The sequence below is a fragment of the uncultured Roseibium sp. genome (assembly GCF_947494555.1).
In the GTDB taxonomy this organism is placed as follows: Bacteria; Pseudomonadota; Alphaproteobacteria; order Rhizobiales; family Stappiaceae; genus Roseibium.
Map to the genome: position 1 here is coordinate 719750 of NZ_CANLVF010000004.1, position 24822 is coordinate 744571.

20 protein-coding genes are annotated in these 24822 nt (G+C 57.2%); 14 read left to right on the plus strand and 6 right to left on the minus strand.

Annotation, left to right across the window (positions count from 1 at the left end; translation table 11 throughout):
- Nucleotides 1-162 precede the first annotated feature (162 nt).
- Nucleotides 163-2937: a preprotein translocase subunit SecA gene (gene secA, locus Q0915_RS22360; RefSeq protein ID WP_299479027.1), complete on the minus strand. Its 2775-nt coding sequence runs from the start codon at nucleotides 2935-2937 to the stop codon at nucleotides 163-165.
- Between the two features lie 266 nt (nucleotides 2938-3203).
- Between secA and Q0915_RS22365 the strand changes: the two genes are divergently transcribed.
- From Q0915_RS22365 to Q0915_RS22380, 4 genes are all read left to right on the plus strand, one after another.
- Nucleotides 3204-4067: a peptidylprolyl isomerase gene (locus tag Q0915_RS22365; protein ID WP_299479030.1), complete on the plus strand. Its 864-nt coding sequence runs from the start codon at nucleotides 3204-3206 to the stop codon at nucleotides 4065-4067.
- Nucleotides 4068-4216: 149 nt separating this feature from the next.
- Nucleotides 4217-5458 carry a bifunctional glutamate N-acetyltransferase/amino-acid acetyltransferase ArgJ gene (argJ, locus tag Q0915_RS22370; RefSeq protein ID WP_299479033.1) on the plus strand — a complete coding sequence of 414 codons (1242 nt, stop codon included), beginning with the start codon at nucleotides 4217-4219 and terminating at the stop codon, nucleotides 5456-5458.
- An 82-nt stretch (nucleotides 5459-5540) separates the two neighbouring features.
- A complete protein-coding gene (locus Q0915_RS22375; RefSeq protein WP_299479035.1) occupies nucleotides 5541-5942 on the plus strand; it encodes a (deoxy)nucleoside triphosphate pyrophosphohydrolase in 402 nt (133 codons plus the stop codon).
- Between the two features lie 42 nt (nucleotides 5943-5984).
- A complete protein-coding gene (locus Q0915_RS22380; protein ID WP_299479038.1) occupies nucleotides 5985-6197 on the plus strand; it encodes a Flp family type IVb pilin in 213 nt (70 codons plus the stop codon).
- A gap of 50 nt (nucleotides 6198-6247) precedes the next feature.
- Here Q0915_RS22380 and Q0915_RS22385 read toward each other — a convergent pair whose 3' ends face one another.
- Complete coding sequence (locus tag Q0915_RS22385; RefSeq protein ID WP_299479041.1) at nucleotides 6248-7135, minus strand: methyltransferase domain-containing protein; 888 nt, start codon at nucleotides 7133-7135, stop codon at nucleotides 6248-6250.
- A 182-nt stretch (nucleotides 7136-7317) separates the two neighbouring features.
- On the opposite strand from Q0915_RS22385, the gene Q0915_RS22390 reads away from it, so the two are divergent.
- The 4 genes from Q0915_RS22390 to Q0915_RS22405 all read left to right on the plus strand — a co-directional run bounded on the left by Q0915_RS22390 (nucleotide 7318) and on the right by Q0915_RS22405 (nucleotide 9869).
- Nucleotides 7318-8073: a ComF family protein gene (locus Q0915_RS22390; RefSeq protein WP_299479044.1), complete on the plus strand. Its 756-nt coding sequence runs from the start codon at nucleotides 7318-7320 to the stop codon at nucleotides 8071-8073.
- 108 nt (nucleotides 8074-8181) lie between these two features.
- Nucleotides 8182-8439, plus strand: a complete 258-nt coding sequence (grxC, locus tag Q0915_RS22395) for a glutaredoxin 3 (protein WP_299479047.1) — start codon at nucleotides 8182-8184, stop codon at nucleotides 8437-8439.
- Between the two features lie 48 nt (nucleotides 8440-8487).
- Nucleotides 8488-9342 (plus strand): carbon-nitrogen hydrolase family protein, encoded by an 855-nt coding sequence (locus tag Q0915_RS22400; RefSeq protein ID WP_299479051.1) that lies wholly within the window; start codon nucleotides 8488-8490, stop codon nucleotides 9340-9342.
- Entirely contained in the window at nucleotides 9339-9869 is a 531-nt protein-coding gene (locus tag Q0915_RS22405; protein ID WP_299479054.1) for a DUF1178 family protein, read from the plus strand. The genes Q0915_RS22400 and Q0915_RS22405 overlap by 4 nt, the downstream gene beginning before the upstream one ends.
- Nucleotides 9870-9939: 70 nt before the next feature.
- On the opposite strand, the gene Q0915_RS22410 is transcribed toward Q0915_RS22405, so the two are convergent.
- The 3 genes from Q0915_RS22410 to ubiG form a co-directional block, all read right to left on the minus strand.
- A complete protein-coding gene (locus tag Q0915_RS22410; protein WP_299479057.1) occupies nucleotides 9940-10443 on the minus strand; it encodes a hypothetical protein in 504 nt (167 codons plus the stop codon).
- Between the two features lie 220 nt (nucleotides 10444-10663).
- Nucleotides 10664-11359 (minus strand): alpha/beta fold hydrolase, encoded by a 696-nt coding sequence (locus tag Q0915_RS22415; protein ID WP_299479060.1) that lies wholly within the window; start codon nucleotides 11357-11359, stop codon nucleotides 10664-10666.
- Nucleotides 11359-12120 carry a bifunctional 2-polyprenyl-6-hydroxyphenol methylase/3-demethylubiquinol 3-O-methyltransferase UbiG gene (ubiG, locus tag Q0915_RS22420; protein WP_299479063.1) on the minus strand — a complete coding sequence of 254 codons (762 nt, stop codon included), beginning with the start codon at nucleotides 12118-12120 and terminating at the stop codon, nucleotides 11359-11361. The genes Q0915_RS22415 and ubiG overlap by 1 nt, the downstream gene beginning before the upstream one ends.
- Before the next feature lie 199 nt (nucleotides 12121-12319).
- On the opposite strand from ubiG, the gene Q0915_RS22425 reads away from it, so the two are divergent.
- The 6 genes from Q0915_RS22425 to clpB all read left to right on the plus strand — a co-directional run bounded on the left by Q0915_RS22425 (nucleotide 12320) and on the right by clpB (nucleotide 21941).
- The gene (locus Q0915_RS22425; protein ID WP_299479066.1) at nucleotides 12320-13570 is read left to right on the plus strand and encodes an aspartate kinase; all 1251 of its coding nucleotides are present in this window, start codon (nucleotides 12320-12322) and stop codon (nucleotides 13568-13570) included.
- A 71-nt stretch (nucleotides 13571-13641) separates the two neighbouring features.
- Nucleotides 13642-15909, plus strand: coding sequence for a phosphoenolpyruvate--protein phosphotransferase (gene ptsP / locus Q0915_RS22430; RefSeq protein ID WP_299479070.1), 2268 nt, complete (start codon nucleotides 13642-13644; stop codon nucleotides 15907-15909).
- A 210-nt stretch (nucleotides 15910-16119) separates the two neighbouring features.
- Entirely contained in the window at nucleotides 16120-17193 is a 1074-nt protein-coding gene (gene prfA / locus Q0915_RS22435) for a peptide chain release factor 1 (RefSeq protein WP_299479073.1), read from the plus strand.
- Nucleotides 17190-18050: a peptide chain release factor N(5)-glutamine methyltransferase gene (gene prmC, locus Q0915_RS22440; RefSeq protein WP_299479076.1), complete on the plus strand. Its 861-nt coding sequence runs from the start codon at nucleotides 17190-17192 to the stop codon at nucleotides 18048-18050. The genes prfA and prmC overlap by 4 nt, the downstream gene beginning before the upstream one ends.
- Nucleotides 18051-18412: 362 nt before the next feature.
- Nucleotides 18413-19132: a DUF4167 domain-containing protein gene (locus Q0915_RS22445; protein WP_299479079.1), complete on the plus strand. Its 720-nt coding sequence runs from the start codon at nucleotides 18413-18415 to the stop codon at nucleotides 19130-19132.
- Nucleotides 19133-19343: 211 nt separating this feature from the next.
- A complete protein-coding gene (gene clpB / locus Q0915_RS22450) occupies nucleotides 19344-21941 on the plus strand; it encodes an ATP-dependent chaperone ClpB (RefSeq protein ID WP_299479082.1) in 2598 nt (865 codons plus the stop codon).
- 91 nt (nucleotides 21942-22032) lie between these two features.
- On the opposite strand, the gene Q0915_RS22455 is transcribed toward clpB, so the two are convergent.
- On the minus strand, nucleotides 22033-24012 hold the full coding sequence (locus Q0915_RS22455) for a M23 family metallopeptidase (protein WP_299479085.1): 1980 nt from the start codon (nucleotides 24010-24012) through the stop codon (nucleotides 22033-22035).
- Between the last annotated feature and the right edge of the window lie 810 nt (nucleotides 24013-24822).

Here is a 24822-nt window from a genome sequence, read left to right on the forward strand (position 1 = left end):
ATAAGCAAGCTGCAAATCAATGGTGCCTCGGGTGGCGCTGCATCAGCTGATCCGTTGCAAGACGAATACACCGCGTAGCCGGGTCGTGGCCGAAGAGGTGTAGACGAAAAAAGCGGCGCACTATGGCGCCGCTTTGAGAGTTTCTCGTTCAAAGTATGTCGGTCAGTTAAGCGCGCCGTGGCAGTGCTTGTATTTTTTGCCTGATCCGCACGGGCAAAGCTCGTTGCGACCGACCTTGCCCCATGTCGACGGTTCTTGCGGATCCCGTTCGCCTGGTGGGACCGATCTGAGCTGCGCATCGGCCACTGCCATTTCATCTTCCCCGGTGGTCGGGTCGATGTGGTGCGCATGCATTTCGGGCTGCTCCGGCATCTGCGGAGGCTGTTCCGTAACAAGTTCAACACGCAGCAACTGTGCAGTCGTCATCTGGCGAAGCTGTGCGAGCATGGATTCGAACAGCGTAAATGCCTCTGTTTTGTACTCCTGAAGCGGATCGCGCTGCGCATAACCGCGGAACCCGACGACCGACCGCAGATGGTCAAGGTTGGCCAGGTGTTCACGCCACAGATTGTCCAGTGTCTGAAGCAAGATGGCCTTTTCGACCTGGCGCATGATGTCGGGTGTGTATTTGGCAACCTTCTGAGCCATGGCCTCGTCGGCTGTCCGGCGCAGGCGATCTTTCACTTCTTCTTCCGCAATACCCTCTTCAGCCGCCCAGTCCTTAACCGGAAGATCCATGTTCAGGTATTTCTGGACCTCCTCCTGCAGGCCTTCGGTGTCCCATTGTTCCGGATAGGCTTTTTCCGGAATATGGGCAGCAACGAGATCATCGATCACGTCGTGGCGCATGTCGTTCACGGCATCCTGGATCGCTTCGCTGTCCATCAATTCGATACGCTGCTCGAAAACCACCTTCCGCTGGTCGTTCATCACATCATCGAATTTCAGCAGGTTTTTGCGGATGTCGAAGTTGCGGGCTTCAACTTTCTGCTGCGCCTTTTCCAGCGCCTTGTTGATCCAGGGATGGATGATGGCTTCGCCTTCTTCCAGACCGAGCTTCTGAAGCATGGAATCCATGCGCTCGGATCCGAAGATGCGCATCAGGTCATCCTGCAGCGACAGGAAAAACTTCGAGTGGCCTGGGTCGCCCTGGCGGCCCGAACGTCCGCGAAGCTGGTTGTCGATCCGCCGGCTTTCATGGCGCTCTGTGCCGATCACATAGAGACCGCCAGCGTTCAGGGCCTTGTCCTTAAGTGCTTCGACCTCGGAACGAATCTTGGCTTCCTTGGCAGAGCGCTCCGCGCCTTCCGGCATGTCTCCGAGTTCCATCGAAATCTGCATGTCGGCGTTGCCGCCGAGCTGAATGTCGGTGCCGCGGCCTGCCATGTTGGTTGCAATGGTGACGGCGCCCGGCAGACCGGCCTGGGCAACGATGAAAGCTTCCTGCTCGTGGTATCTCGCGTTCAGAACCGCGAAGATCTTGGATTTGCCGCCCTCTTTCTTCTGAGCGGCCGCAAAGGCAGCCGGGTCGCTGAGGTCAATCTGCTTGTAGCCGTGCTTTTTTAACAATTCTGCGAGGAATTCGGATTTTTCGATCGACGTGGTGCCGACCAGAATGGGTTGCCCGCGCTCCTTGCAGTCATCGATCAACATGGCGATCGCGTTGAACTTTTCCTGGACGGTCCGGTAGACCTCGTCGTCGTCGTCGATGCGTTTAACGGTCACGTTGGTCGGAATTTCAACGACCTCTAGCTTATAGATGTCCGCAAATTCATCGGCTTCGGTTGCTGCGGTGCCGGTCATGCCGGCGAGCTTTTCATACATGCGGAAGTAGTTCTGGAACGTGATCGACGCGAGCGTCTGGTTCTCAGGCTGTATACGAACCTTTTCGCGTGCCTCAAGCGACTGATGCAGACCTTCCGAGAAACGGCGGCCGGGCATCATGCGACCGGTGAATTCATCGATGATCACCACTTCGCCGTTGCGCACAATGTAGTCCTTGTCGCGCTGGAAGAGCTTGTGTGCCTTCAGAGACTGTTGCAGGTGGTGAACGATCGAGACGTTCTCGACGTCATAAAGCGAGTCACCTTTCAGGAGATCCGCTTCTCTAAGCAGTTCTTCGAGCTTTTCGTTTCCGGCCTCGGTGAAGCTCGCAGATCGTTGCTTTTCGTCGAGCTCGTAGTCTTCTTCCGTCAAGAGCGGGATAAAAGCGTCAACCGTGTTGTAGAACTCCGAACGGTCTTCCAGCGGTCCCGAAATAATCAACGGTGTCCGTGCTTCATCAACCAGGATCGAGTCGACTTCGTCGACGATCGCAAACGAATGGTCGCGTTGCACCATTGACGCACGATCGTGCTTCATGTTGTCGCGCAGGTAGTCAAATCCGAATTCGTTGTTGGTGCCGTAGGTCACATCCGCGTCATAGGCCGCACGGCGTTCATCGTCGGAAAGGCCATGGGTGATGCAGCCGACGGTCAGGCCGAGAAACTTGTAGACCTGCCCCATCCATTCGCTGTCACGTTGGGCGAGGTAGTCGTTCACGGTGACCACGTGAACACCGTTACCCGTCAAGGCATTCAGATAAACGGGTGCGGTCGCGACCAGCGTCTTGCCTTCACCTGTCCGCATTTCAGCGATCTGCCCGGAATTGAGGACCATGCCGCCAATGAGCTGGACGTCGTAGTGCCGCTGCCCGAGTGCGCGCTTTGCAGCTTCACGCACCGTCGCAAAGGCAGGAACAAGAATGTCCTCGATGCTTGCGCCGTTTTGCAATTGGCCACGGAAGTCGTCTGTGCGGGCCTTCAGAGCCTCGTCGGACAACGCCTGAACTTCCGGCTCAAGGGCGTTGATTTCGTCAACTCTTGACCGAAATGTCTTGATCTTCCGGTCGTTCGCCGAACCGAAAAGCTTACGTGCTAATGCGCCAAGGCCGGCCATGCGGCGGTCCTTCCCTACCAGGCGGCACCAAGTGGCAATCTGGTGCCCGCCCATGAAATCGTCTCAATTGCTGTACACGTTGCCGCCAAGTGCAACGCGCTGGCCGGTGAATGCGGCCGAAAAGATGCCATCCCGGCCCAAAGCAGGGACGCCCGACAGATAAGAGGGGGCTCTATGCTTGTCAACGCCGCAGGAATAGGCAATGTACCCACGCCCTCAGGATTGAGGGGATGAAAATTACCGATCCTATTTGTAAAGGACATCTCATGTTCCGAATTTCGATGCGCAGGCCGGTTCAGGCTATTGCCGTTTCCCTTCTGGCCATGACGCTCGGATCCGCCTCTCTCAGCGCCGCCGAACCCGGCGATGTGATTGCCAAGGTTGGAGATGCGGAGATCACGGAAGCCGATATTGCGTTTGCCGCACAAGACCTTGGCCAGCAGCTGCAGCGTTTTCCACCCGACCAGTGGCGTGCAATTTTGCTCGATGTCGTTGTCGACATGGAGCTGATCGCGCAAGCGGCGCGGCAGGACGGACTGGATCAGGATCCGGATTTCAAGAAACAAGTTGAGTTCCTCGAGCTGCAGGCATTGCGCAATGCGTATATCGCCCAGAAGATCGATGGCAGCATCACCGACGACGTGCTCAGCTCCGCCTATGAAGAACAATTCAAAGACTACGAGGGTCCTGAGGAGATCAATGCGCGTCACATTCTGGTGAACGACAAGGCTGAAGCCGAAAGCCTAATCAAGGAACTGGATGGTGGCGCGGATTTCGTGGAACTCGCCAAGGAAAAGTCGACCGGCCCGTCAGGTCCGAACGGTGGAGACCTCGGCTATTTCGGCAGAGGTCAGATGGTCAAGCCTTTCGAGGAAGCTGTGTTTGCTCTGGAAGCCGGTACCTACACAAAAGAACCGGTCGAAACCCAGTTCGGCTGGCACGTGATCAAGCTGGAAGACAAGCGCCAGCAGGAGAAACCCGCGTTTGAATCGGTTGCCGGTGAATTGCGTCAGCAGCTCATGCGTGAGCAATACGAGGCCAAGATGGTAGAGCTGAAGGATGCGATCGCCGTCGAAATTCTTGATGAAACGCTTGAACTGCCAAGCGAACAAGGCCAGGCGTCTGAATAAGTTCGGACTGGTCCCGGAGAAAACCCGGCAGTTGCAACTGCCGGGTTTTTCTTGCGTTGCGCGGTGATTTCCACGTTTGGAAAAGACTTGCGCTTGCCAGATCCGCTCCTTAAGGACAGCTGAAAGTTCAAACAACCTGGACAGCTGTCATGTCGACGACCGTTTCACCGCTCGCTCCAAAGTCCTACCCCGACATGCCCGAGATTGCCGGCGTGCAGTTTTCAACTGCGGCGGCGGGCCTCAAATATGCGGGCCGGACGGATGTCCTGCTCGCAACTCTTGACGAAGGCACAACGGTCGCGGGCGTTTTCACCAAGTCCCGCTGTTCGTCCGCTCCCGTCGACTGGTGCAAAGAACGGCTTCAGGGTGGAACAGCGCGCGCTCTCCTTGTCAACTCCGGGAACGCGAACGCTTTTACCGGGAAAAAGGGCAGGGCTGCCGTCGACCTGTCCGCCGACATTGTTTCCAGGGCGCTCGGTTGTCCCGTAAGCGAGATTTTTCTTGCGTCGACAGGCGTGATCGGCGAACCGCTCCCGGCCGAAAAGTTCGAGAATGTTGTCGGTGGTCTTTGTGCGGATCAGGATGCAGGCGCCTGGCTTGAAGCGGCCAAGGCAATCATGACGACGGACACCTATCCGAAGGTTGCGACCTGTAACATCGATCTGGACGGGCAATCGGTAACGATCAGCGGGATTGCAAAGGGGGCCGGCATGATCGCGCCCGACATGGCAACCATGCTGTCTTTCGTCTTTACCGATGCGGCGATTTCCCAGAATGTGCTGCAAGCGCTCTTGAGCGGTGAAACCGGTGGAAGCTTCAATGCGATCACCGTGGACAGCGATACATCGACGTCGGACACAGTCCTCCTGTTCGCAACGGGAGCTGCGGAAGGGCGCGGTGTTGCGCCTGTCCTGACCTTGGAAGATCCGAGAGTGGATGTCCTGCGCGCGTCCTTGCGAGACGTTATGCAGAACCTCGCCCAGCAAATCGTGCGCGACGGGGAAGGTGCCCGGAAATTTGTCGAGATCAGTGTCGAACGGGCCGAGAGTGATGCCTCTGCGCGAACCATCGCGCTTTCAATTGCAAATTCACCTCTGGTGAAAACTGCTGTTGCCGGCGAAGACGCGAACTGGGGCCGTGTCGTCATGGCCGTCGGGAAAGCCGGTGAACCGGCCGACCGGGACAAGCTGGCGATCTGGTTCGGTGATGTGCGCGTCGCCGTCGATGGGGAAAGGGATCCTGACTACAGCGAAGAGGCCGCATCAGCGGTGATGAAGGCTGAAAACATCTCCATTCGCGTGGACCTCGGACTTGGTGAAGGTCATGCGACTGTGTGGACCTGCGACCTGACGAAAGAATATGTCGCAATCAATGGCGACTACCGCAGCTGATACGATTCCGCATTTCTGACAAGTCGATGCCGAAAGTGCTTAACGATTTCCTGCAGCACATTCCAGAACTGGACCATTTGCAATGACCAAGATCGTGCTTGTCGCGGCCTGTGCGCTCGTGGACGTTGACGGCAGAATACTGCTTGCGCAGCGCCCTGAAGGCAAATCAATGGCGGGTTTGTGGGAGTTTCCGGGGGGGAAAGTGGAAACCGGCGAACGACCGGAAGAAACCCTTATCCGGGAACTTGGTGAAGAGCTCGGAATCGAGGTTAACGAAGCGTGTTTGGCTCCCCTGACTTTTGCAAGTCACACTTATGAAGATTTTCATTTGCTCATGCCACTTTACATCTGCCGCAGGTGGGATGGTGTTCCTATGGGTAAGGAAAACCAGGCCCTGAAGTGGGTGCGCGCGATCAGACTGAGAGACTATCCGATGCCGGCAGCAGACGAGCCACTCATTCCACATCTGATCGACGCGGTGTAAGGCAGCAAGGCAACAGTCCCAGGCGGGGCGGGAGCATCTGAATTGAAAAAAGAGCAAAAGAAAGACGGATCGGTCAAACGGCTGGCAACCCGATTTGCAAAAGACAGAAGTGGTGCCACGACCATGGAGTATGGAATGATTGTCGCCCTGCTCGGGACAATCATCATCCTCGGACTCGGCCCGATCGGCACAACAATGCGCGATGATGTCTTTGGAAAAATCTCCAGCACGCTCGACGAAACAACCAAGGAATGATTGGGCGCCGGTCATTTTGATAGAAAATTTGCTCTCGCACCGTCTGAGCACTAGACCTTTTGTTCTTTTACTCCCAATGCATCAGCCAGCCGTGACTTTGCCGAACCGGGACGCAGCGGTTGTTGCTGACTTTCGTGGGGGGCCCACCCCGACAGGGTCACCAACGCAAAACTTGCTCTGATACGGCCATCACTGTCGGCATGGTTTTCAGCGTAAATCTCTGCCGCCCGAAAAAGTGTTCGCCTGGACAACGGATGCCGCGCGGTCTGTTTGAGGATCGACGTCGCGCCCATGTTGCGCAGGTCTTTCACCAGCGCGAACATGTTGTCGTAGCGCACGGTGAGTGTATCAAGATCCGTGACAGGCAGCGCAAACCCGGCACGCTGCAGCAAGCTGCCCAGATCACGTGTATCGGCGAATGGAAGCACGCGCGCAGCCGCACCGCCGGTGCATTCAAGTTCAGCCCTTGTCAGGCTGTCGCGGAGCTCCGTCAATGTACCGGCCCCAGGTAGAACGGCCAGAAAGAGGCCGTCTGGTGCAAGCGAACGCCGGATCTGAACCAGACTGCCCGGGAGATCATTGACCGCATGAAGGGTCAGGGCAGAGACGATGAGGTCGCACGATTGCGGTTTGAACGGAATGCAGGCTTCGTCGCAGACCAGATCCGGAGCAGACAACACCGGATCTGGAAAGAACAGATCCGCCCTGATCGTCTTGTCCACTTTTCCCGAACTGGAGATAGCCTTTGAGATCAGGCCGGTGTGACCGCCGAGATCGACTGCCGTCTGAAAACGTCGATTTACAAGGCGCAACCTGTCCGCCAGGTCATGTGCGACCTCCGCCAAGAGAAAGTCGGTCCCAGGTGCCCCAAGCCGCAATGCGCGCTCGCGTCTTACCCTGAACAAATCGCGGTCAAAAAGATCGGGTTGTGCGGTCACGTAAAAACCCAGCGTTCACAAGTGGAGTGGTTCGTCACTTAGGACAGTTGCGTTTTCAGGTCAAAATCGTTCCCTGGATAAAAGTGGTTTTATTCGGGAGAAAACACTTTTAGGTTGTCCTTCGAGGTTTTGCCTTTCCAGGATTGGTTTTTTTGATTTCTTTGCGCGAAAAATTTTCACGAATGCCATCAACCGTCACCCGTGGCGTCCTAGATGCGCTCCTGCCCTTGCGGTGCATGTGCTGTGACACCCGCGTCGGATCTGAAGACGGACTTTGTCCGGTGTGCTGGAACGGTATGCCCTTTATCGAGAAACCGGTGTGCTACCGGCTCGGGGTCCCGTTTTCATATGATGTTGGCGAAGAGGCCTGGAGTCCGCGTGCTATTGCGTCACCACCGGTTTTCGACCGTCTGCGTTCAGTTGCCTTTTACGAAGGGTCGGCACAGAGCCTCGTGCTCGCATTCAAATTTGGCGGCCGGCGCGAGCTCGCCCGGCCCATGGGCAAGTGGATGACGTCTGCCGGGAGGGAAATTCTGAACACAGACAGTCTGATTGTACCGGTTCCCTTGCATTGGATGCGTCTGCTGTCCAGGCGCTTCAACCAGTCGGCTGCACTTGCCCAGGTGATTGCGAAGGAATGTGGTGCGGCTTATGAGCCGGAATTGCTGACGCGACACAAGCGAACGCGGCAACAGGTGGGGCTGACCGCCAAAGAGCGCCAGAAGAATGTGCGCTCAGCCTTCCGTATTTCTCCCCAGCGCGCCGGGCATCTGGATGGTCGTCACGCTGTTTTGATCGATGATGTGATGACAACAGGGTCGACCATTGCCGCGTGCACAAAAACTCTGTTGAGCGCGGGGGCCTTATCGGTCGATGTCCTCACATTCGCGTTGGCGGATCCTTCACGAAGCGATCAGGAGGGATCGGCAATTCCCTGACGAATTGCATTCCCGCTTGTGTTTCCATAAACGGCACGCATATATCGCCCGACTTTGATTGATGTCGTTGATGCCAGCGGCAAACGATTTGAAAAAAGGATCCAACCGATGCCAAAGGTGGAAATCTACACCCGCCAATTGTGCGGCTTTTGCACTGCTGCAAAACGGCTGCTCGACAAAAAAGGTGTTGCCTACAAGGAATACGACGCGACTTTCGACGGTGGCCTCCGCAAGCAAATGATCCAGAAGGCGAACGGACGTTCCACCTTTCCGCAGATCTTTGTCGGTCGGACTCATGTTGGCGGTTGCGATGAACTGCATGATCTTGAGCACCAGGGCAAACTGGACGCCTTGTTGTCTTCCTGATTAAGTGTCGGATCAATCACACTCTTTCACGGAACGTGAGGCGATCGAATGGCCACCTTTGTTGCTGCCTGCATTCAATTGCGAAGCTGCAAGACCATCTCGGTAAACACGGAAAACGCGGAAAACCTGATCCGGGCTGCCGCAGCAGAAGGGGCGACCTACATTCAGACACCCGAAATGTCGAATGTGCTCGTCCGTAGCCGCAGCGAGTTGCTGGAACGTATTTCGGTGCTCCACGAGGACAAGTTCCTAAAGATGGGTTGCCGGCTTGCTTCGGACCTCAGTGTGCACCTCCATATCGGTTCGCTCGCTATTCTCCTGGAAAACGGAAAAGTCGCAAACCGGGCCGTTCTGATTTCGCCTAATGGAAAGATTGCCGTCTTTTACGACAAGATCCACATGTTCGATGTCGACCTGCCCAATGGTGAAAGCTGGCGTGAATCAGCGACCTATGCGCCCGGCAATGAGTCTGTGATTGTTGAACTGAGCGGCGTCAAACTCGGAATGGCAATTTGTTATGATGTGCGTTTTCCGGAAATCTTTCGGGCGCAATCGCGTCTCGGCGCTGAAGTGCTGACAGCGCCGGCGGCGTTTACGCGGCAGACTGGCAAAGCCCATTGGCATGTGCTACAGCGCGCCCGCGCGATCGAAAACGGGGCATATGTCATTTCAGCAGCGCAAGGGGGGAACCACGAGGACGGCCGCGAAACCTACGGTCACAGCGTGATCGTGGACCCTTGGGGGAAGATCATTGCGGAGCTGGAAGGCGACGAGCCGGGGTATGTTCTCGCGGAGATTGACAAGCAAGCCGTTGAAAAGGCACGCTCTCGCATTCCCGCAATTGCAAATGAACGCCAGTTCGAATGCAAGGTAACAGAGGCACTCAAGGAGGAACCCGCTTGATCAAGTACTCGCTTGTTTGCGACGCCAAACACGGTTTTGAGGGCTGGTTCCGGAATTCCGACGATTTTGAGTCCCAGCGGGAGCGCAAGCTTGTCGCATGTCCGGTATGCGGATCGATGAAAGTTGAAAAGGGGCTGATGGCCCCGGCCGTCTCGACGTCCCGCCGCAAGGAAAAACTCGTGCCTTCACAAATTGCCGAGACCGCCACTGCCAACGCGGCATCGGTGCAGACGAAGGCGCCGCCGGCAGAAGGTGCGGCAACTCCCGCGCCTCAGCCCAATGCACTTCTTCCAACGGATGTGCAGCAGAAAGAGATCCTGGAAACGTTGCGACAGGTTCGAACCAGGATCATCGAGAATTCAGAAAATGTCGGCACCGATTTCGCCTCGGAGGCACGGAAGATACATTTCGGCGAGTCTGAAGAAAGAAGTATTTACGGTGAAACGACGCCGAAGGATGCAGCGGAACTCCTTGATGAAGGTATTTCCGTCTTTCCGCTGCCTGAACTCCCCGAAGACAAGAACTGATCTGGCACATCCGCCGCTCTCGTCGGTGAGCTTAACGCACCATCCGTTTCTGTCAGGGTTTAAGCTGTTCTCAGCCTTTCCCGGATGCCGCGTTTCTTGAGCGCGTTTTCGTTGCGGGCTTCTGTTCCTTCAGGCTTTCTTCGGCGGCCTTGCCCAATTCACCGACGCTTTCCATCGCCGTTTCGTTGATCTCCTCCACTGCAGCCGCGTTTTCGCTTACGCTTTCCCTGAAGAGCGCAGCCTGTTTTTCGAAGTGTTCCTTATATTCCGTGGCCATTTTTGAATAGAAGGCCTGAAGTGTCGCCATTGTCTGTTCAGGCGCGACGCATTGGCTCAAGGATTTTGCGCATTCGAAATCTTCATGCAGGCGATGGCTGACAAATTCCATGTGGTCGTCGAACGCCTTTTCCGCGTGCGACCACATTGTGTTGCCCATTTTCTGGAAGCTGGCGACTGCCTTTGCCTCCATCCGGTCCTCGCGCTCGGCAAAGGCCCAGTTTGTGAAAGCCGGCATCGGCCAGTCAACTTTCAAGGCAGTAAAATCGAATGCTCCGGTGTTGCGTTTGGTCGGCATGAGGAATCCTCCGCTTGTGTGCGTTTCAAGCGATGTGAGCTCACATTGCGACAAGCCGCTTCCCGCGGCTTGACGGGTGAGCTCAGAGCATTTTCAGCTGGTGCTGGTAAGCTCTCAACCAGCGTGCGGTAATTCTAACTTCGCTGCAAGACGGTTCATTGACAGGGATCAAAAAATTTCACCCTGCCTGTTCGAAAGCGGAAAAAGCCTGCCGCCAACGTCATTTCGCGGTGAGAAACGCCCCAAGTTCCGCAGTCACCCTTTGAGGGTCTTCCAAAGTGGACAAATGACCGCACTCCTCGATCATTACCAACTTGCTTTGTGGGACGCGTTCGCGAATTTCGACTGAAAGTTCCGGTGGCAGCAGCCTGTCGCCGTCACCGGTCAGCACAAGTGTCGAGCAATCGATGCTTTTCAAATATGGTCTGGAGTCGATCCTGTCGGCGTTTGCTCTTTGCTGGCGAACAAAGGCGTCCGGGCCGGTTTCGACGGCCATTTCAACGACGGCGGACTTCAACGTCACGTTGGATTCGTTTTTCTCGTGCACAAAGCCCGGAAAGAGGAGTTCAGGGACCCTTTCAAAGCTTTTTTCGGTCGCCATCTTGACGAGTGTGCTTCGGCGTCTCGACTGTTCCTCCGTGTCGGCGCGCGCGGAAGTGTTCAAAAGCGCGAGCTTGCTGACCCTATCCGGTGCGGTCCGCATCACTTCCATTGCGATGTAGCCGCCCATCGAAAGACCGATGAGTGCAAATCGGTCCGGCGCTGCTTCGAGCAAACGTGCGGCGATGGCATTTATGCTGGTGTCGTCCCGATTGTTCGCAACCATGATCGGGTGGTCCGCAAGCGCCGCGATCTGCGGTGCGTAAAGCGCATCGGTGCATAGCAAACCCGGTACGAAAACTATCGGCTCTGCCATCAAGATTTGTCTGCCCGTTCGGCGAGCATCATGTAGTTCACATCCATGTCGCGGGACCGGGACCAGATATCGGTGACCGGATTGTAACTAACCCCCGAGCGGTCAATTATTTTCAGGCCCGCCGTTCCCAACGGACCTTCGATCTCCGATGGTCGAACCAGCTTTTCATAGGAATGGGTACCTTTCGGCAGCCAGCGCAACACATACTCCGCGCCGACAATCGCCAGCGCGTAAGCCTTGAGCGTGCGGTTGATGGTCGCAACGAACATCAAGCCTCCCGGGCGAACCATGCTGCTGGTTGCCTGAAGGAACAGCGGCACATCCGCGACGTGCTCCACGACTTCCATGTTCAGGACGACATCAAAGGTCTCGTCCGCGGCTGCGAGATCTTCGGCGGTCTGCGCCCTGTAGTCTATTTCCAGCCCGGAACTTTCCATGTGAAGCCTGGCGATCTTGATATTCGTTTCGGAAGGATCGGCGCCAACGACATCCGCTCCAAGGCGTGCCATCGGCTCGCTCAAAAGGCCTCCGCCGCAGCCGATGTCCAAAAACCTCAAGCCATTGAAAGCGTCAGCAGCCTTCGGATCCCTCTCGAACTGCCTGCAGACTTCCTGCTTGATGTAGGCCAGTCTTACGGGATTAAATTTGTGCAGGGGTTTGAACTTGCCGGTCGGGTCCCACCACTGGTCAGCCATCGCCGAAAACCTGGCGACCTCGTCCTCGTCGATCGTGCTTTTGGTCTGTCGAGCCTTGCCTGTCATCGGACGATCCTTCCTAAGCGTGACGCTGCCGCATCTTAAACGGGTCCATTGTTTAGCTGTCGTTCAGTGTCTTTGACCATATGTCAAGTAAGCGCAGGTCGCGCGGAGTTGCAGCAACGCATCTCAGCCTGTATGCATGTGCGCCGATCCAAGCGGAGCGTGCAGCGCTTCATGACACGATAAACAGAATACGAGTGGTATGGCCCGACTGGTTTTAAAATTTGGGGGGACTTCGGTTGCCGATCTTGATCGCATCCGAAACGTCGCCCGCCATGTCAAACGGGAAGTGGAAGCCGGCCATCAGGTCGCGGTTGTCGTTTCGGCGATGGCCGGACAGACCAACAAGCTGGTGGAGTTCTGCCGCGACGCGTCGCCGCTTCACGATGCGCGGGAATATGACGCTGTCGTAGCTTCCGGCGAACAGGTCACGTCCGGCCTCCTGGCAATTGTGCTTCAGCACATGGGTGTGAATGCGCGGTCCTGGCAGGGTTGGCAGGTTCCGATCAAGACGGACGAGAACCATGGTGCCGCCCGAATTCGCGAGATAGATGGCGGCTTTCTGACCGAGCGTCTGGAGCAGGGCCAGGTTGCGGTGCTTGCCGGCTTTCAGGGGATTTCCCCCGACAACCGGATCGCGACGCTCGGACGTGGCGGGTCGGACACGAGCGCGGTTGCAATTGCGGCCGCCATTGAGGCCGACCGCTGCGACATCTATACAGATGTCGACGGGGTTTACACCACTGACCCGCGGATCGTTCCCAAGGCGCAACGCCTGGAACGTGTCTCATTTGAAGAAATGCTCGAAATGGCGTCGCTCGGCGCCAAGGTTCTTCAGGTTCGATCCGTCGAGATGGCGATGGTCCACAATGTCAGGACTTTCGTGCGCTCCAGCTTCGATGACCCGGATGCGCCTCAGGCCGGAAAAGACGGTCTTCCGATTGGTACTCTTATTTGCGACGAGGATGAACTCGTGGAACAGCAGGTTGTCACCGGCATAGCATATGCCAAGGACGAAGCTCAGATCTCTCTGCGTGACGTGGCCGACAAGCCGGGCGTTGCCGAATCCGTATTCGGTCCGCTGGCCGATGCTCATATCAACGTCGATATGATCGTCCAGAATATTTCCCCGGATGGAAAGACGACGGACATTACCTTCACGGTTCCGGAGGGCGATTTCGAGCGTGCCAAAAAGGTTCTGGACGACAACCGCGACGAAATCGGCTTTCAGATTGTTGAGGGCGCGACCGACGTCGTCAAAGTGTCGGTGATCGGTATCGGGATGCGTTCGCATGCAGGTGTCGCAGCGCAGTGTTTCAAAGGCCTTGCGTCCAAGGGCATCAACATTCGCGCGATCACGACCTCTGAAATCAAAATTTCCGTGCTCATCGATTCTGCATACGCGGAACTTGCGGTGCGGACTCTCCATTCGCTATACGGGTTAGACGGATAGTTTAACCGGCGGGCGGCTCCCAGAGGTATGGTACGGGAGCGCGCCTGAAGCGGAATTCAGACGGGGGCGCAATGCGCAGCAACCTAGCCGGACCGCGCCTATTGCTCCGCAGGCTCCGCGAAGTCATGGCGGAACCGATCACGGCGCAAGAGCGACTCGACAAGATTGTCGTGCTGATCGCCTCGAATGTCGTCGCAGAAGTGTGCTCGGTTTATATACTGCGTGCAGATGGCGTTCTCGAGCTCTATGCGACCGAGGGTCTCAACAGAGAAGCGGTGCACAACGCCTCGCTGCGAGTTGGCCAGGGCCTCGTCGGTCTGATCGCGGCCGAAGCCCGTCCCTTGAACTTGCCGAACGCCAGCGCCCATCCGGGGTTCGCCTATCTGCCGGAAACGGGCGAAGAAGCCTACAATTCGTTCCTCGGCGTCCCGATCCTGCGCGCAGGCCGGACGCTCGGCGTGCTTGTGGTGCAGAACCAGTCCCACCGGACTTACCTGGAAGACGAAGTCGAGGCGCTGCAGACGACCGCGATGGTGATCGCCGAGATGGTGGCCGCCGGGGAACTGGAAGCGATTGCACAGAAGGCGACGGGCCTGGATCTGTCGAGACCTATTACCGCCGCGGGATCGGGATTGTCTGAAGGTGTCGGTCTGGGGCACGTGGTTCTTCACGAACCGCGCGTTGTCGTGACAAATCTGATCGCGGAAGACACCGATCAGGAGACCGCCCGTCTGGAAGGCGCGATCAACCGACTAAGACTTTCCATCGACGACCTCCTGGCAAGCGGCGAAATTGCCGCGACTGGTGAACACCGAGAAGTCCTCGAAGCTTACCGCATGTTCGCCTATGACCGCGGCTGGATTCGCAAGATCGAGGATGCGATCAAGAATGGCCTCACCGCCGAAGCGGCTGTTGAAAAGGTCCAGAGCGACACGCGCGCCCGGATGTTGCGGCAAACAGATCCCTATCTTCGCGAACGCCTGCATGATCTCGACGACCTTGCACATCGTCTGATCCGGGAGCTGATGGGGCGCGAACATGGCCCGGGGACCGGCGATTTGCCTCAAGACGCAATCATCGTCGGCCGGAACATGGGCGCGGCGGAATTGCTCGACTATGGACGCGACCGGATCCGCGGCCTGATTCTCGAAGAAGGCGGTCCGACAAGCCACGTTACCATCGTCGCCCGTGCGCTCGGCATACCGACAGTCGGGCTTGTGGATGACATCGTCAGCCTGGCTGATGCCGGGGACGCGATCATCGTCGACGGCGACACCGGCGAAATTCATCTCAGGCCGGCCGTCGATCTTGAAAACGCCTATGCGGAAAAAGTCAGGTTCAGGGCACGGCGTCAGGCGCAGTACCGCAGATTGCGGAGCAAGCCATCGGTCACGAAGGACGGCGTTGAATTTTCCCTCCAGATGAATGCTGGCCTTCTCATCGATCTTCCGCATCTTGAAGAATCCGGCGCTGCCGGTGTCGGCCTCTTCCGGACAGAGCTGCAATTCATGGTCGCGTCGTCATTCCCGAGGATGCGCGAACAGCAGTCCCAATACAGCCAGGTTCTCGACGCTGCGGATGGCAAGCCCGTTACTTTCCGGTCCCTCGATATCGGCGGCGACAAGGTCTTGCCCTACCTGCGTTCGATCCAGGAAGAGAACCCGGCAATGGGCTGGCGCGCACTCCGGCTCGGTCTCGACAGGCCTGGGCTTCTGCGTACGCAGATCAGGGCGCTGTTGCACGCAGCCGCCGGTCGCGATCTCAAACTGATGTTTCCGATGGTGGCGGAGGTCGACGAGTTCCTGAGCGCCAGGGCGCTTGTCGACAAAGAAATCAAGCATCTTCGTCGTCATGGTCACGCGGTTCCGGAAAATATCCGGCTCGGGGTAATGATCGAAGTCCCGTCTCTTCTTTTTCAGCTCGACGAATTGATGACCTATGTCGATTTCGTTTCGGTCGGGTCGAATGATCTTTTCCAGTTTTTCTGCGCAGTCGATCGCGGCAACACGCGGGTCGCGGAGCGGTTCGATACCTTGAACGTCGCATTCCTCAGAGCCTTGAAATCGATCGCAGATGCCGCACATAACAATCATGTCCCGGTCACCTTGTGTGGTGAACTTGCGGGCAGGCCATTGGAAGCGATGGCGCTTGTCGGTCTCGGCTATCGGGACCTGTCCATGTCACCGGCCGCACTCGGACCGGTCAAGGCTATGTTGCGGACGCTGGATACCGGGCGATTGTCCGCAAGGCTTCTACCGCGCCTGGAGTCGGGTCACGGGGACAGCAACATTCGCGATGTGCTGAAGCGCTTCGCCGCTGAAACGGATGTTGCCCTCTAGGTGCCCGTGATCGCGTGCGGTGTGCACTAGCTGACACCTCGGGACACTGATATGTCAGAACAGTGAAACGTGGTAGGGGATTCGGTGCCGTGAAGGCCAATGTCCCCGTCATAGGCAACACCTGAGACCGTGTTGTGTTTAATTGGAAAATATGTCGGTTCTGGGCATTGATGCCACTGACTTCGACCGGATCTAGGAGACATTGCGCGTATGCTGGCGCGTCACAGACTTGATACCCTATTGGACCGATTTGCCGAGATTGAACACCTGATGTCGACGGGACCTGATCCCGCAGCTTATGTGAAACTTTCCCGCGAATATGCCGGCCTTGAACCACTGGTCACGAAAATCCGGGCTCTGATCAAGGCTGAGGATGAGCTTGCCGATGCCCAGGCCCTCATTGCCGATCCGGACATCGACGCGGAGATGCGCGAACTTGCCGAACTCGAGCAGGACGAGCTTTCCGCCAGCGTTGAAGATCTGACGCAGGAGGTGCGCATCGGCCTTCTGCCGAAGGACGAAGCCGACGCCAACGATGCGATCCTCGAGGTTCGCGCCGGCACCGGCGGCGACGAAGCTGCTCTGTTCGCCGGCGATCTGTTTCGCATGTATCAACGCTTTGCCGAGATTCAGGGATGGAAAGTGGAAGTTTTGTCCGCGAGCGAGGGGGAAGTCGGCGGGTTCAAGGAAGTGATTGCGTCCGTCTCGGGCGACAATGTGTTTGCACGGATGAAGTTCGAATCGGGCGTTCACCGGGTTCAACGGGTTCCCGCAACCGAATCGGGAGGGCGCATTCACACATCCGCGGCGACGGTCGCGGTTCTGCCGCAGGCTGAAGATGTGGATATCAATATCCAGGAGAGCGATCTGCGCGTCGATACGTTCCGGGCGTCCGGCGCAGGCGGTCAGCACGTCAATACGACCGACTCCGCCGTGCGCATTACGCATCTTCCGACTGGAATCGTCGTCGCGGTGCAGGATGAAAGATCGCAGCACAAGAACCGGGCCAGGGCGATGCAATTACTGCGCGCCCGCATCTATGACGAAGAACGCGAGCGAGCGGCCAGCGAACGAACCGAAGCCCGCCGGCTGCAGGTCGGTTCGGGTGATCGCTCGGAACGCATTCGCACGTATAATTTTCCGCAAGGGCGGGTCACCGATCACAGGATTGGGCTCACGCTCTACAAGCTTGAGCAGATTATTGCCGGGGACGGTCTGAACGAGGTTGTCGAGGCACTGATCGTCGACCATCAAGCCAATCTGCTTGCTTCAGAAGACACATGACCCTGAGCGTCGGGCAGCTTTACCTGCAAGTGCGGGACCGGTTTCGCGCTGCCGGTCTGCCCACTGCGGATCTTGATGCCAAGATCCTTGTCAGCACGGTCCTGGGAACGAGCGTTTCCGGCCTGGTCCTTAGTGAAGACACAGAAGTTGAAGACAATAGTTGCCGAGACATTGGCATCAAAACCGAGTTGCGCATCTCCGGAATGCCTGTTGGACGGATCCTCGGCGAACGCGATTTTTACGGGCGCAGGTTCCTGTTGAACAAGGCGACGCTGGAACCAAGGCCCGATACCGAAATTCTGATTGATACCGTGCTGGCGAGAACACCGCACGACAAGGTGTCAACAATCTGGGATATCGGAACCGGATCGGGAGCAATCGCTGTCACGCTGCTGGCGGAATTGCCATTCAGTCAGATGATTGCGATCGATCTTTCCGAAGAAGCGCTTGGATGCGCGCAGAAAAACGCACAGTTACATCAGGTGGGAGACCGCTTCCATCCGCTTTGCGCCGACTATCTCAGCGCGTTCAGACCGGATCTTGCGACCGGGCCGGACTGGATCGTGAGCAACCCTCCTTATATCCGCAAAGATGTTCTTGGCGAACTGGATCCGGAAGTTGTCCGGCACGATCCTGTGCTTGCACTTGATGGCGGCGAATCTGGTTTGGACGCTTACGTTGCCATCGTCGGCGATGCGGCGCATCTTTTGCAGACCGGAGGCCAAATAGCGCTTGAGATCGGATATGACCAGGGCCCAGCCGTGGAAAAACAGTTGCGTCATCATGCCTTTGGAGCGATTGAAATCATTAAGGATCTTTCCGGAAACGACCGTGTGGTGACGGCTCGCAGGTTATAATTTCATTGTTTTGATCCAATCGCGAAAAAGCGCTTGGAAATCGCAACGGAAACGGTTAGGTTCGACTTGCCGAAACCGGAGATGTTAACAGCGTTTAGCGGGGCATACGCATCCGGCAGCATGAAGACGAGAAACGCTATATGCGCTAAGGAATCTGCTGCAAGTCGGGCTTTCCGGTGTTTTGGACTGTCGAAGAGAAAGACGAAAGCGCTGGCCAGTGGCCTGTTATGCGTTGCGTGTGTTTTCAAAGACAGCCGCTAACCAGCATTGTTGGTTTCGGTGTGTATTTCGTATCGGTTTAAGCAATTCCGATGTTGGGTCAGCGTTTCGCTGACCGCCGTTCCGCAAGAGAAAACGGCAGGATGAGACCAGGAAATCAAAGCAATAAGCGCATGCGCGGGCGGGGCCGCAAAGGCCCTAATCCGCTAACCCGGACTTACGAATCAAACGGTCCTGATGTGAAAATCCGCGGCACTGCGATGCACATTGCGGAGAAGTATCAGCAGCTAGCCAGAGATGCTCAGGCATCGGGCGACCGCGTGATGTCCGAAAACTACAACCAGCACGCAGAGCACTATCTCCGCATCGTCGCGGCCGCACAGCCGCAGCAGCAGCCCGCGACACAGCCGGCTGCCCGTAGCGATTCCGAAGAACCCGCTGAAAATGCGGCATCGAACGGATCCGGATCGCCGGTAAACGGATCCGAGCGGCCGGCGCAGGAGCGCGCAAATGCCGACGGGGATGTCGTTGACGCGAACAGCCCTCAACCCTTTATCGAAGACATGCCCGTGATTGACCAGGAAGGACAGGTCAACGGTGCCGGTCAGAAGGCGGATGCCGAGGACGCTGACTCCGACGAAAAACCCCGCCGTAGGGCCCGCACGCCAAGATCGCGCACGCCGCGTCGCACGGCGTCCGAGGCGAGCGCGGATGCCTCGCCCGATGCAACGGCGGATGCGGGCGAAACCAACAGCGAAAGCCCGGACGAAGAACAGGCCAAGCCTCGCCGGAGGACAACTCGGACCCGGCGGGCGAAAACCAGTGACGACGCGCCTGCGGAGACGGCAGCCGCCTCTGAATAGTCTGATGCTGAGTGTGATGAACTCGAAAACGGCGCCTGCAGGGCGCCGTTTTTGTTTTGCGCTTTTCAGTGATGGGGGCTTTTGTGATTAAAATGCAACACTATATTAGGTGAGCAGTGCTGAAGAAGGCTGCGCGGACGCCCGTGATCGGGGTCCGTATCCAACAACGTTCCCCCACGCTTCGGGTGGTGTGAGCGGGTAGGAGGTGCATATGAATTTCGAAAAATACACTGAGCGTGCGCGAGGCTTTGTTCAGTCCGCTCAGACCTTTGCTCTCGGGCGAGGGCATCAGCAGTTCGCGCCTGAACATATTCTGAAAGTTCTTCTGGATGATCCTGAAGGCATGGCAACCGGTCTGATCGACAGAGCGGGCGGTCAGGCGAAAGCCCTCAAAGGAGATCTGGAAGGCATTCTCGACAAAATGCCGAAGGTTTCAGGCGGATCCGGCCAGCTTTACATGGCACAGCCGACCGCAAGGCTGTTCGAGCAGGCAGAAAAAATTGCCGAAAAGGCGGGCGACAGTTTCGTTACTGTCGAGCGTCTGCTGCTGGCGCTTGCCATGGATACGAGCAGTGAAGCTGGTAAGCTTCTGAAACGCCATGGGGTTACGCCGAATGCGTTGAACGAGTCGATCAACCAGCTGCGCCAGGGCCGGACGGCCGACAGCGCAACTGCTGAAAACCAGTATGAGGCTCTCAAGAAATACGCCCGGGATCTGACGGAAGTCGCCAGAGACGGCAAACTCGATCCGGTGATCGGGCGTGACGAAGAAATCCGGCGCACGATGCAGGTGCTGTCGCGCAGGACCAAGAACAATCCCGTGCTGATTGGTGAACCCGGGGTCGGCAAGACCGCGATCGCGGAAGGGCTGGCGCTCAGGATCGTCAATGGAGATGTTCCGGAGTCACTGAAAGACAAGCAGCTGCTCGCGCTCGACATGGGCGCCTTGATTGCGGGTGCCAAATACCGCGGTGAGTTCGAAGAACGGCTGAAAGCCGTCCTGTCCGAAGTTGAAGCGGCGGCGGGCGGCATCATCCTGTTCATCGACGAGATGCATACGCTTGTCGGTGCCGGCAAGGCTGACGGGGCCATGGACGCTTCCAACCTGCTCAAGCCGGCGCTTGCGCGTGGCGAACTGCATTGTGTCGGGGCAACGACCCTTGATGAATATCGCAAGCATGTGGAAAAGGACGCGGCACTTGCCCGTCGTTTCCAGCCCGTATTCGTCACGGAACCGACGGTCGAGGACACAGTTTCGATCCTTCGCGGTATCAAGGAGAAATACGAGCTCCATCACGGTGTCCGGATTACCGATTCCGCGATTGTTTCGGCGGCAAACCTGTCCAACCGCTACATCACGGACCGTTTTCTGCCCGACAAGGCGATCGATCTTGTTGACGAAGCCGCGAGCCGCTTGCGCATGCAGGTCGATTCCAAACCGGAAGAGCTGGACGAACTGGACCGCAGGATCATCCAGCTCAAGATCGAGCGCGAGGCGCTGAAGGTTGAAAGTGACGACGCCTCCCGTGACCGGCTTACCAAGCTCGAGCAGGAGCTTACCAATCTGGAAGAGCAGTCACAGGCTCTGACGAACCGCTGGCTCGGTGAAAAGGAAAAGCTGAACCTGGAACAGAAGATCAAGGAACAGCTCGAGCAGGCACGGACCGATCTGGAAATCGCGCAACGTCAGGGCGACCTGGCAAAGGCCGGCGAACTGGCCTATGGCGTTGTGCCGGATCTGGAGCGGCAGCTGTCCGAAGCCGAGGCGTCTGAAGACCAGGACACGATGGTGGACGAGGCCGTCTCGCCTTCGCACATCGCACAGGTCGTGTCGAAGTGGACCGGTATCCCGGTCGACAAGATGCTGGAAGGCGAGCGGGAAAAGCTGTTGCGCATGGAAGATGTGCTGGCAAAGCGTGTCGTTGGTCAGGCCGAGGCCATTCATGCCGTCTCGACGGCGGTACGTAGGGCGCGCGCGGGTCTTCAGGATCCTCATCGTCCGATCGGGTCGTTCATGTTCCTCGGGCCGACCGGTGTCGGCAAGACGGAACTGACGAAGGCGCTGGCGAGCTTCCTGTTCGATGATGACGGTGCCATGGTGCGGGTCGACATGTCGGAATATATGGAGAAGCACTCCGTTGCCCGGCTGATCGGTGCGCCCCCGGGCTATGTCGGCTACGAGGAAGGTGGCGCTCTTACGGAAGCCGTCCGCCGCCGGCCCTATCAGGTCGTGCTGTTTGACGAGATCGAAAAGGCTCACGGCGATGTCTTCAACGTGTTGCTGCAGGTCCTCGATGATGGCCGTCTGACCGACGGTCAGGGCCGGACCGTCGATTTTCGCAACACCTTGATCATCATGACGTCCAATCTGGGTGCCGAGTATCTCGTCAATCAGCCTGAAGGCCAGGACAGCGATGCCGTCAGGGATGAGGTCATGTCAGCGGTACGCGGGCATTTCCGACCCGAGTTCCTGAACCGTCTGGATGAAATTGTCCTGTTCCATCGTCTGCAGCGCTCGCAGATGTCGGATATCGTCAAGATCCAGCTTGAGCGGTTGCGGGCTCTTCTTAGCGACCGCAAGATTGTGCTGAACCTCGATGATGGTGCTCTCGGCTGGCTGGCGCAGAAGGGCTACGATCCCGCTTATGGTGCCCGTCCGCTGAAACGCGTCATTCAAAAGGACGTCCAGGACCCGCTGGCTGAAAAACTGCTGGGCGGCGACATTCTCGACGGCCAGACGGTCGACGTTTCCGCCGGGGCGGACCGGCTGATCTTCCAGGTCGCCGGTTCGGAAAGTGCGGCTGCCTGAGCGGTACTGCCTGAAGAGACAAAAAAGCCCGCGGAAACTATCGTTTCCGCGGGCTCAATTAATTCACGGGTGGCATTCACCCGGTGGCATCTCAGTTGACCGCCGAGGCAACGCGAGACGGTTTGCGGGCGCGGTCCAATAGCGTCTCGACGCGGTAGCGCTCGGTCTCGAAGCTGGTGCGCATCTCGCCTTCGAGCGTGCGGCCCTTTGGAAGCTTGATCCTCATGGGATCGACATAGCGGCCGTTCACGAGAACCTCGTAGTGAAGATGGGGGCCCGTTGAAAGCCCGGTTGAGCCGACATACCCAATGATCTGGCCTTGCGTTACGCGCGCACCCTCGCGGATGCCCTTCCCGAACCCAGTCATGTGGCTGTATGTGGTTAAATAGCCGTTGGTGTGGCGCAGCTCGACGCGCCGTCCATAACCGGACGCCCATCCGGACTTGACCACGGTTCCGTTTCCTGCGGCGATAATCGGGGTGCCGCGCGGTGCCGACCAGTCCACGCCACGGTGCATGCGGGTGTATTTCAGGATCGGGTGCCGCCGCATTCCGAACCCTGACCGGAATTTTCCGCCATTCAGCGGTTTGCGAACCAGGAATTTCTTGGCGCTCTGCCCGGAGGCGTCGTAAAAGTCCGTCGCGCCGTCGTCGGGCGTACGATAACGGTAGAATTCGCGAGTCGTGTTGCCTGTGTTGAGCGCTGCATAAAGGATCTTCGGGGGTGTTCCGTCGTCACCCGGTGTGAAAAACAGTTCAAGTGCGTCGCCCGGCTGAACCCGCGAATTGAAATCGACATCGAACGAGAACATCCGAACGAGATCGTCAATGATCTCTTCCGGCATCTCCTGTTCGAGCGCTGTCTGATAAAGACTGTCGTAGATCGCCGGCGTCGGACCGCCATACGACACCCGATCGGCTTCGGCAAAGGCATCGGCAAGGAACGTGCTCGGCTGCTCGGCCCTGATGTAGTTGCCGTTGTCGGAGCGGGCGACGGTCGCCTGATGGTCGGTGTCTGTATAAAGCGATACGCGTTCTGTACGCATCTCTTCAAGGTTTTCGGGCGAGGGAGCATACGCTATGCGCAAGCGCTGGCCGTCTTCAAGCTCCGTAATGCCGAACAGGGCGGCGAAAGACGATGCAATTTTTCCCGCTTCGCTTTCGCTGGCATTATAGTCCAGGAGGAGGTCTTTAAGAACCTGGCCTTGCGAAATTGGGATGATGTTCTCCTGCATGCCTGCAAACCGGATCTCCTCGTCTCGTTTGGAGACGAAGGAAACGTTTTCCGGCGTGATCCTGACAGCGTATCTTTCCAGGTCGGGCTGCAGAGCGAGATTGAAGTCGAAGCGGCCCGGGTCGACAAGTGTCTGTGCCGCGCTCTGAATGGAGTTGATCGCCAGCGAGCGTGCGGATTCGCGTACGCTCAGTTCAACCTCGTTTTCCGACGGGGTTCTTTTCATGTCGATAAGAGGGCTCGATGTCGGAAAGGGCGCGAGGCTGATGCTGACTTCGTTCTCCAGCTTCGCACCATAGACGGAGTCGGCGATCTGCGCCGTCGCGGCATCCGTGAATGCGCTGCCTGCTGCATCGTCCTGATTGTCCGCAAACATGTTCAACGGATTGAAGGCGGGTATCAGTGCGGCAAGGTCCTGATCCTTGCGCGTTGCCAACGTAGCGCTCACGAAAACATGGGGCTGAACACGTATATGATCCTTGTCGCCGACCCGTGCGACGACATTCACGTCGATGATATTTTTGCTCGAATATTCCGCGGCAGTCTTCAGGACCCTGTCGCCTTTGCTGCTGCCGCCGTCTGACGGTGAAACACCTGCAAAGAAGGCATCGGCGGATGGCGCCGCTTCAACACTGTACTGACCGTCAAGGGCTGCCATGAGCGCACCGCCCATCAGTACGAGGGACGTGAAGCCTGTCAGTACCGTTCCGGCGAGCCAGCGAAGAGAAACCTGACGTTTGTCGGACATTCCGCTGCGGCCTTCGTAACCGCGTAGGGGAGGTTCGTCCCCCAGTTCGATGCGTGTCGACTGCGCACTATGGAAAGGGCCAAAATGCATTGATACCTGTCCGGTCCTTTTTTCAAGCTGTGTCAGGTCGTTCTGTATCGGGTCGAAGTATCGCGGCAATGCACGAAATCACACATCCCGTCGGCCATAGCACAACAGATCCTGCTTCTTGCAGTGTTTGATCTAAAACGTCAATTGTTTATCTACGGTGACCCCACCTCAGAGTGCCCGAAATAATGTGCCTACTTCCTGATTTTGACGGTTCTGTGATTTCAAGGCTTTTTTGCAAGATGCGGCGCCAATCGGCGCCGTTGTCTTCTTCGCTCCGAAGCTCCCGTTGTAAGGACCGCGGATCGGTTGACCCCTGACACGCCCTTTCGTCGTTGCGCACGGATTTTTGCGCCAACGCCAAAATGGTGCGTTGCGTCATCTTTTATGCAGGTCGCTACGGGATTTTTGTCGTAAGCAGGTACCGTCAAAACGCTGTATGTGAAAGCCTTGAAGGTAACTGAATTTTGCTCGGTAGCCAATGAGCGTACAGTTTCAAGCGCATGAAATTACTTAATGAATTCGATTGACTTTCATACTGTGAATCTTTTTTGACAAACGCTGTTGACTCATGTTCGGGCCCTGCGTATAACGCCCTCCATCGACGGCGCAGCCGCCGCTTGGCGCTCCTTGTCGTCGACATTACCAGACATATCAGTTTAGGAGACCTGGAAACGGGTACGAAACGAGGTGTCTTTGGTCCAGCCTTCATGGCGGCATTCGTTTCAAACGAATGGTTCTTTGACAATTTGATATGAAGGAAGGGAAGCGTAGGCGGCGTTGTCCTTGCGATACCTGGCAGCGATGTTGGGT

Bases quoted from the DNA above. Each gene is read 5' to 3' on its own strand.
- Q0915_RS22365 (WP_299479030.1), top strand. From the start codon at position 3,204: ATGTTCCGAATTTCGATGCGCAGGCCGGTTCAGGCTATTGCCGTTTCC.
- prfA (WP_299479073.1), top strand. From the start codon at position 16,120: ATGCTGGCGCGTCACAGACTTGATACCCTATTGGACCGATTTGCCGAG.
- clpB (WP_299479082.1), top strand. From the start codon at position 19,344: ATGAATTTCGAAAAATACACTGAGCGTGCGCGAGGCTTTGTTCAGTCC.
- Q0915_RS22400 (WP_299479051.1), top strand. From the start codon at position 8,488: ATGGCCACCTTTGTTGCTGCCTGCATTCAATTGCGAAGCTGCAAGACC.
- prmC (WP_299479076.1), top strand. From the start codon at position 17,190: ATGACCCTGAGCGTCGGGCAGCTTTACCTGCAAGTGCGGGACCGGTTT.
- Q0915_RS22445 (WP_299479079.1), top strand. From the start codon at position 18,413: ATGAGACCAGGAAATCAAAGCAATAAGCGCATGCGCGGGCGGGGCCGC.
- Q0915_RS22390 (WP_299479044.1), top strand. From the start codon at position 7,318: ATGCCATCAACCGTCACCCGTGGCGTCCTAGATGCGCTCCTGCCCTTG.
- Q0915_RS22410 (WP_299479057.1), bottom strand. From the start codon at position 10,443: ATGCCGACCAAACGCAACACCGGAGCATTCGATTTTACTGCCTTGAAA.
- Q0915_RS22415 (WP_299479060.1), bottom strand. From the start codon at position 11,359: ATGGCAGAGCCGATAGTTTTCGTACCGGGTTTGCTATGCACCGATGCG.
- argJ (WP_299479033.1), top strand. From the start codon at position 4,217: ATGTCGACGACCGTTTCACCGCTCGCTCCAAAGTCCTACCCCGACATG.
- ptsP (WP_299479070.1), top strand. From the start codon at position 13,642: ATGCGCAGCAACCTAGCCGGACCGCGCCTATTGCTCCGCAGGCTCCGC.
- Q0915_RS22455 (WP_299479085.1), bottom strand. From the start codon at position 24,012: ATGCATTTTGGCCCTTTCCATAGTGCGCAGTCGACACGCATCGAACTG.
- grxC (WP_299479047.1), top strand. From the start codon at position 8,182: ATGCCAAAGGTGGAAATCTACACCCGCCAATTGTGCGGCTTTTGCACT.
- ubiG (WP_299479063.1), bottom strand. From the start codon at position 12,120: ATGACAGGCAAGGCTCGACAGACCAAAAGCACGATCGACGAGGACGAG.
- secA (WP_299479027.1), bottom strand. From the start codon at position 2,937: ATGGCCGGCCTTGGCGCATTAGCACGTAAGCTTTTCGGTTCGGCGAAC.
- Q0915_RS22375 (WP_299479035.1), top strand. From the start codon at position 5,541: ATGACCAAGATCGTGCTTGTCGCGGCCTGTGCGCTCGTGGACGTTGAC.
- Q0915_RS22425 (WP_299479066.1), top strand. From the start codon at position 12,320: ATGGCCCGACTGGTTTTAAAATTTGGGGGGACTTCGGTTGCCGATCTT.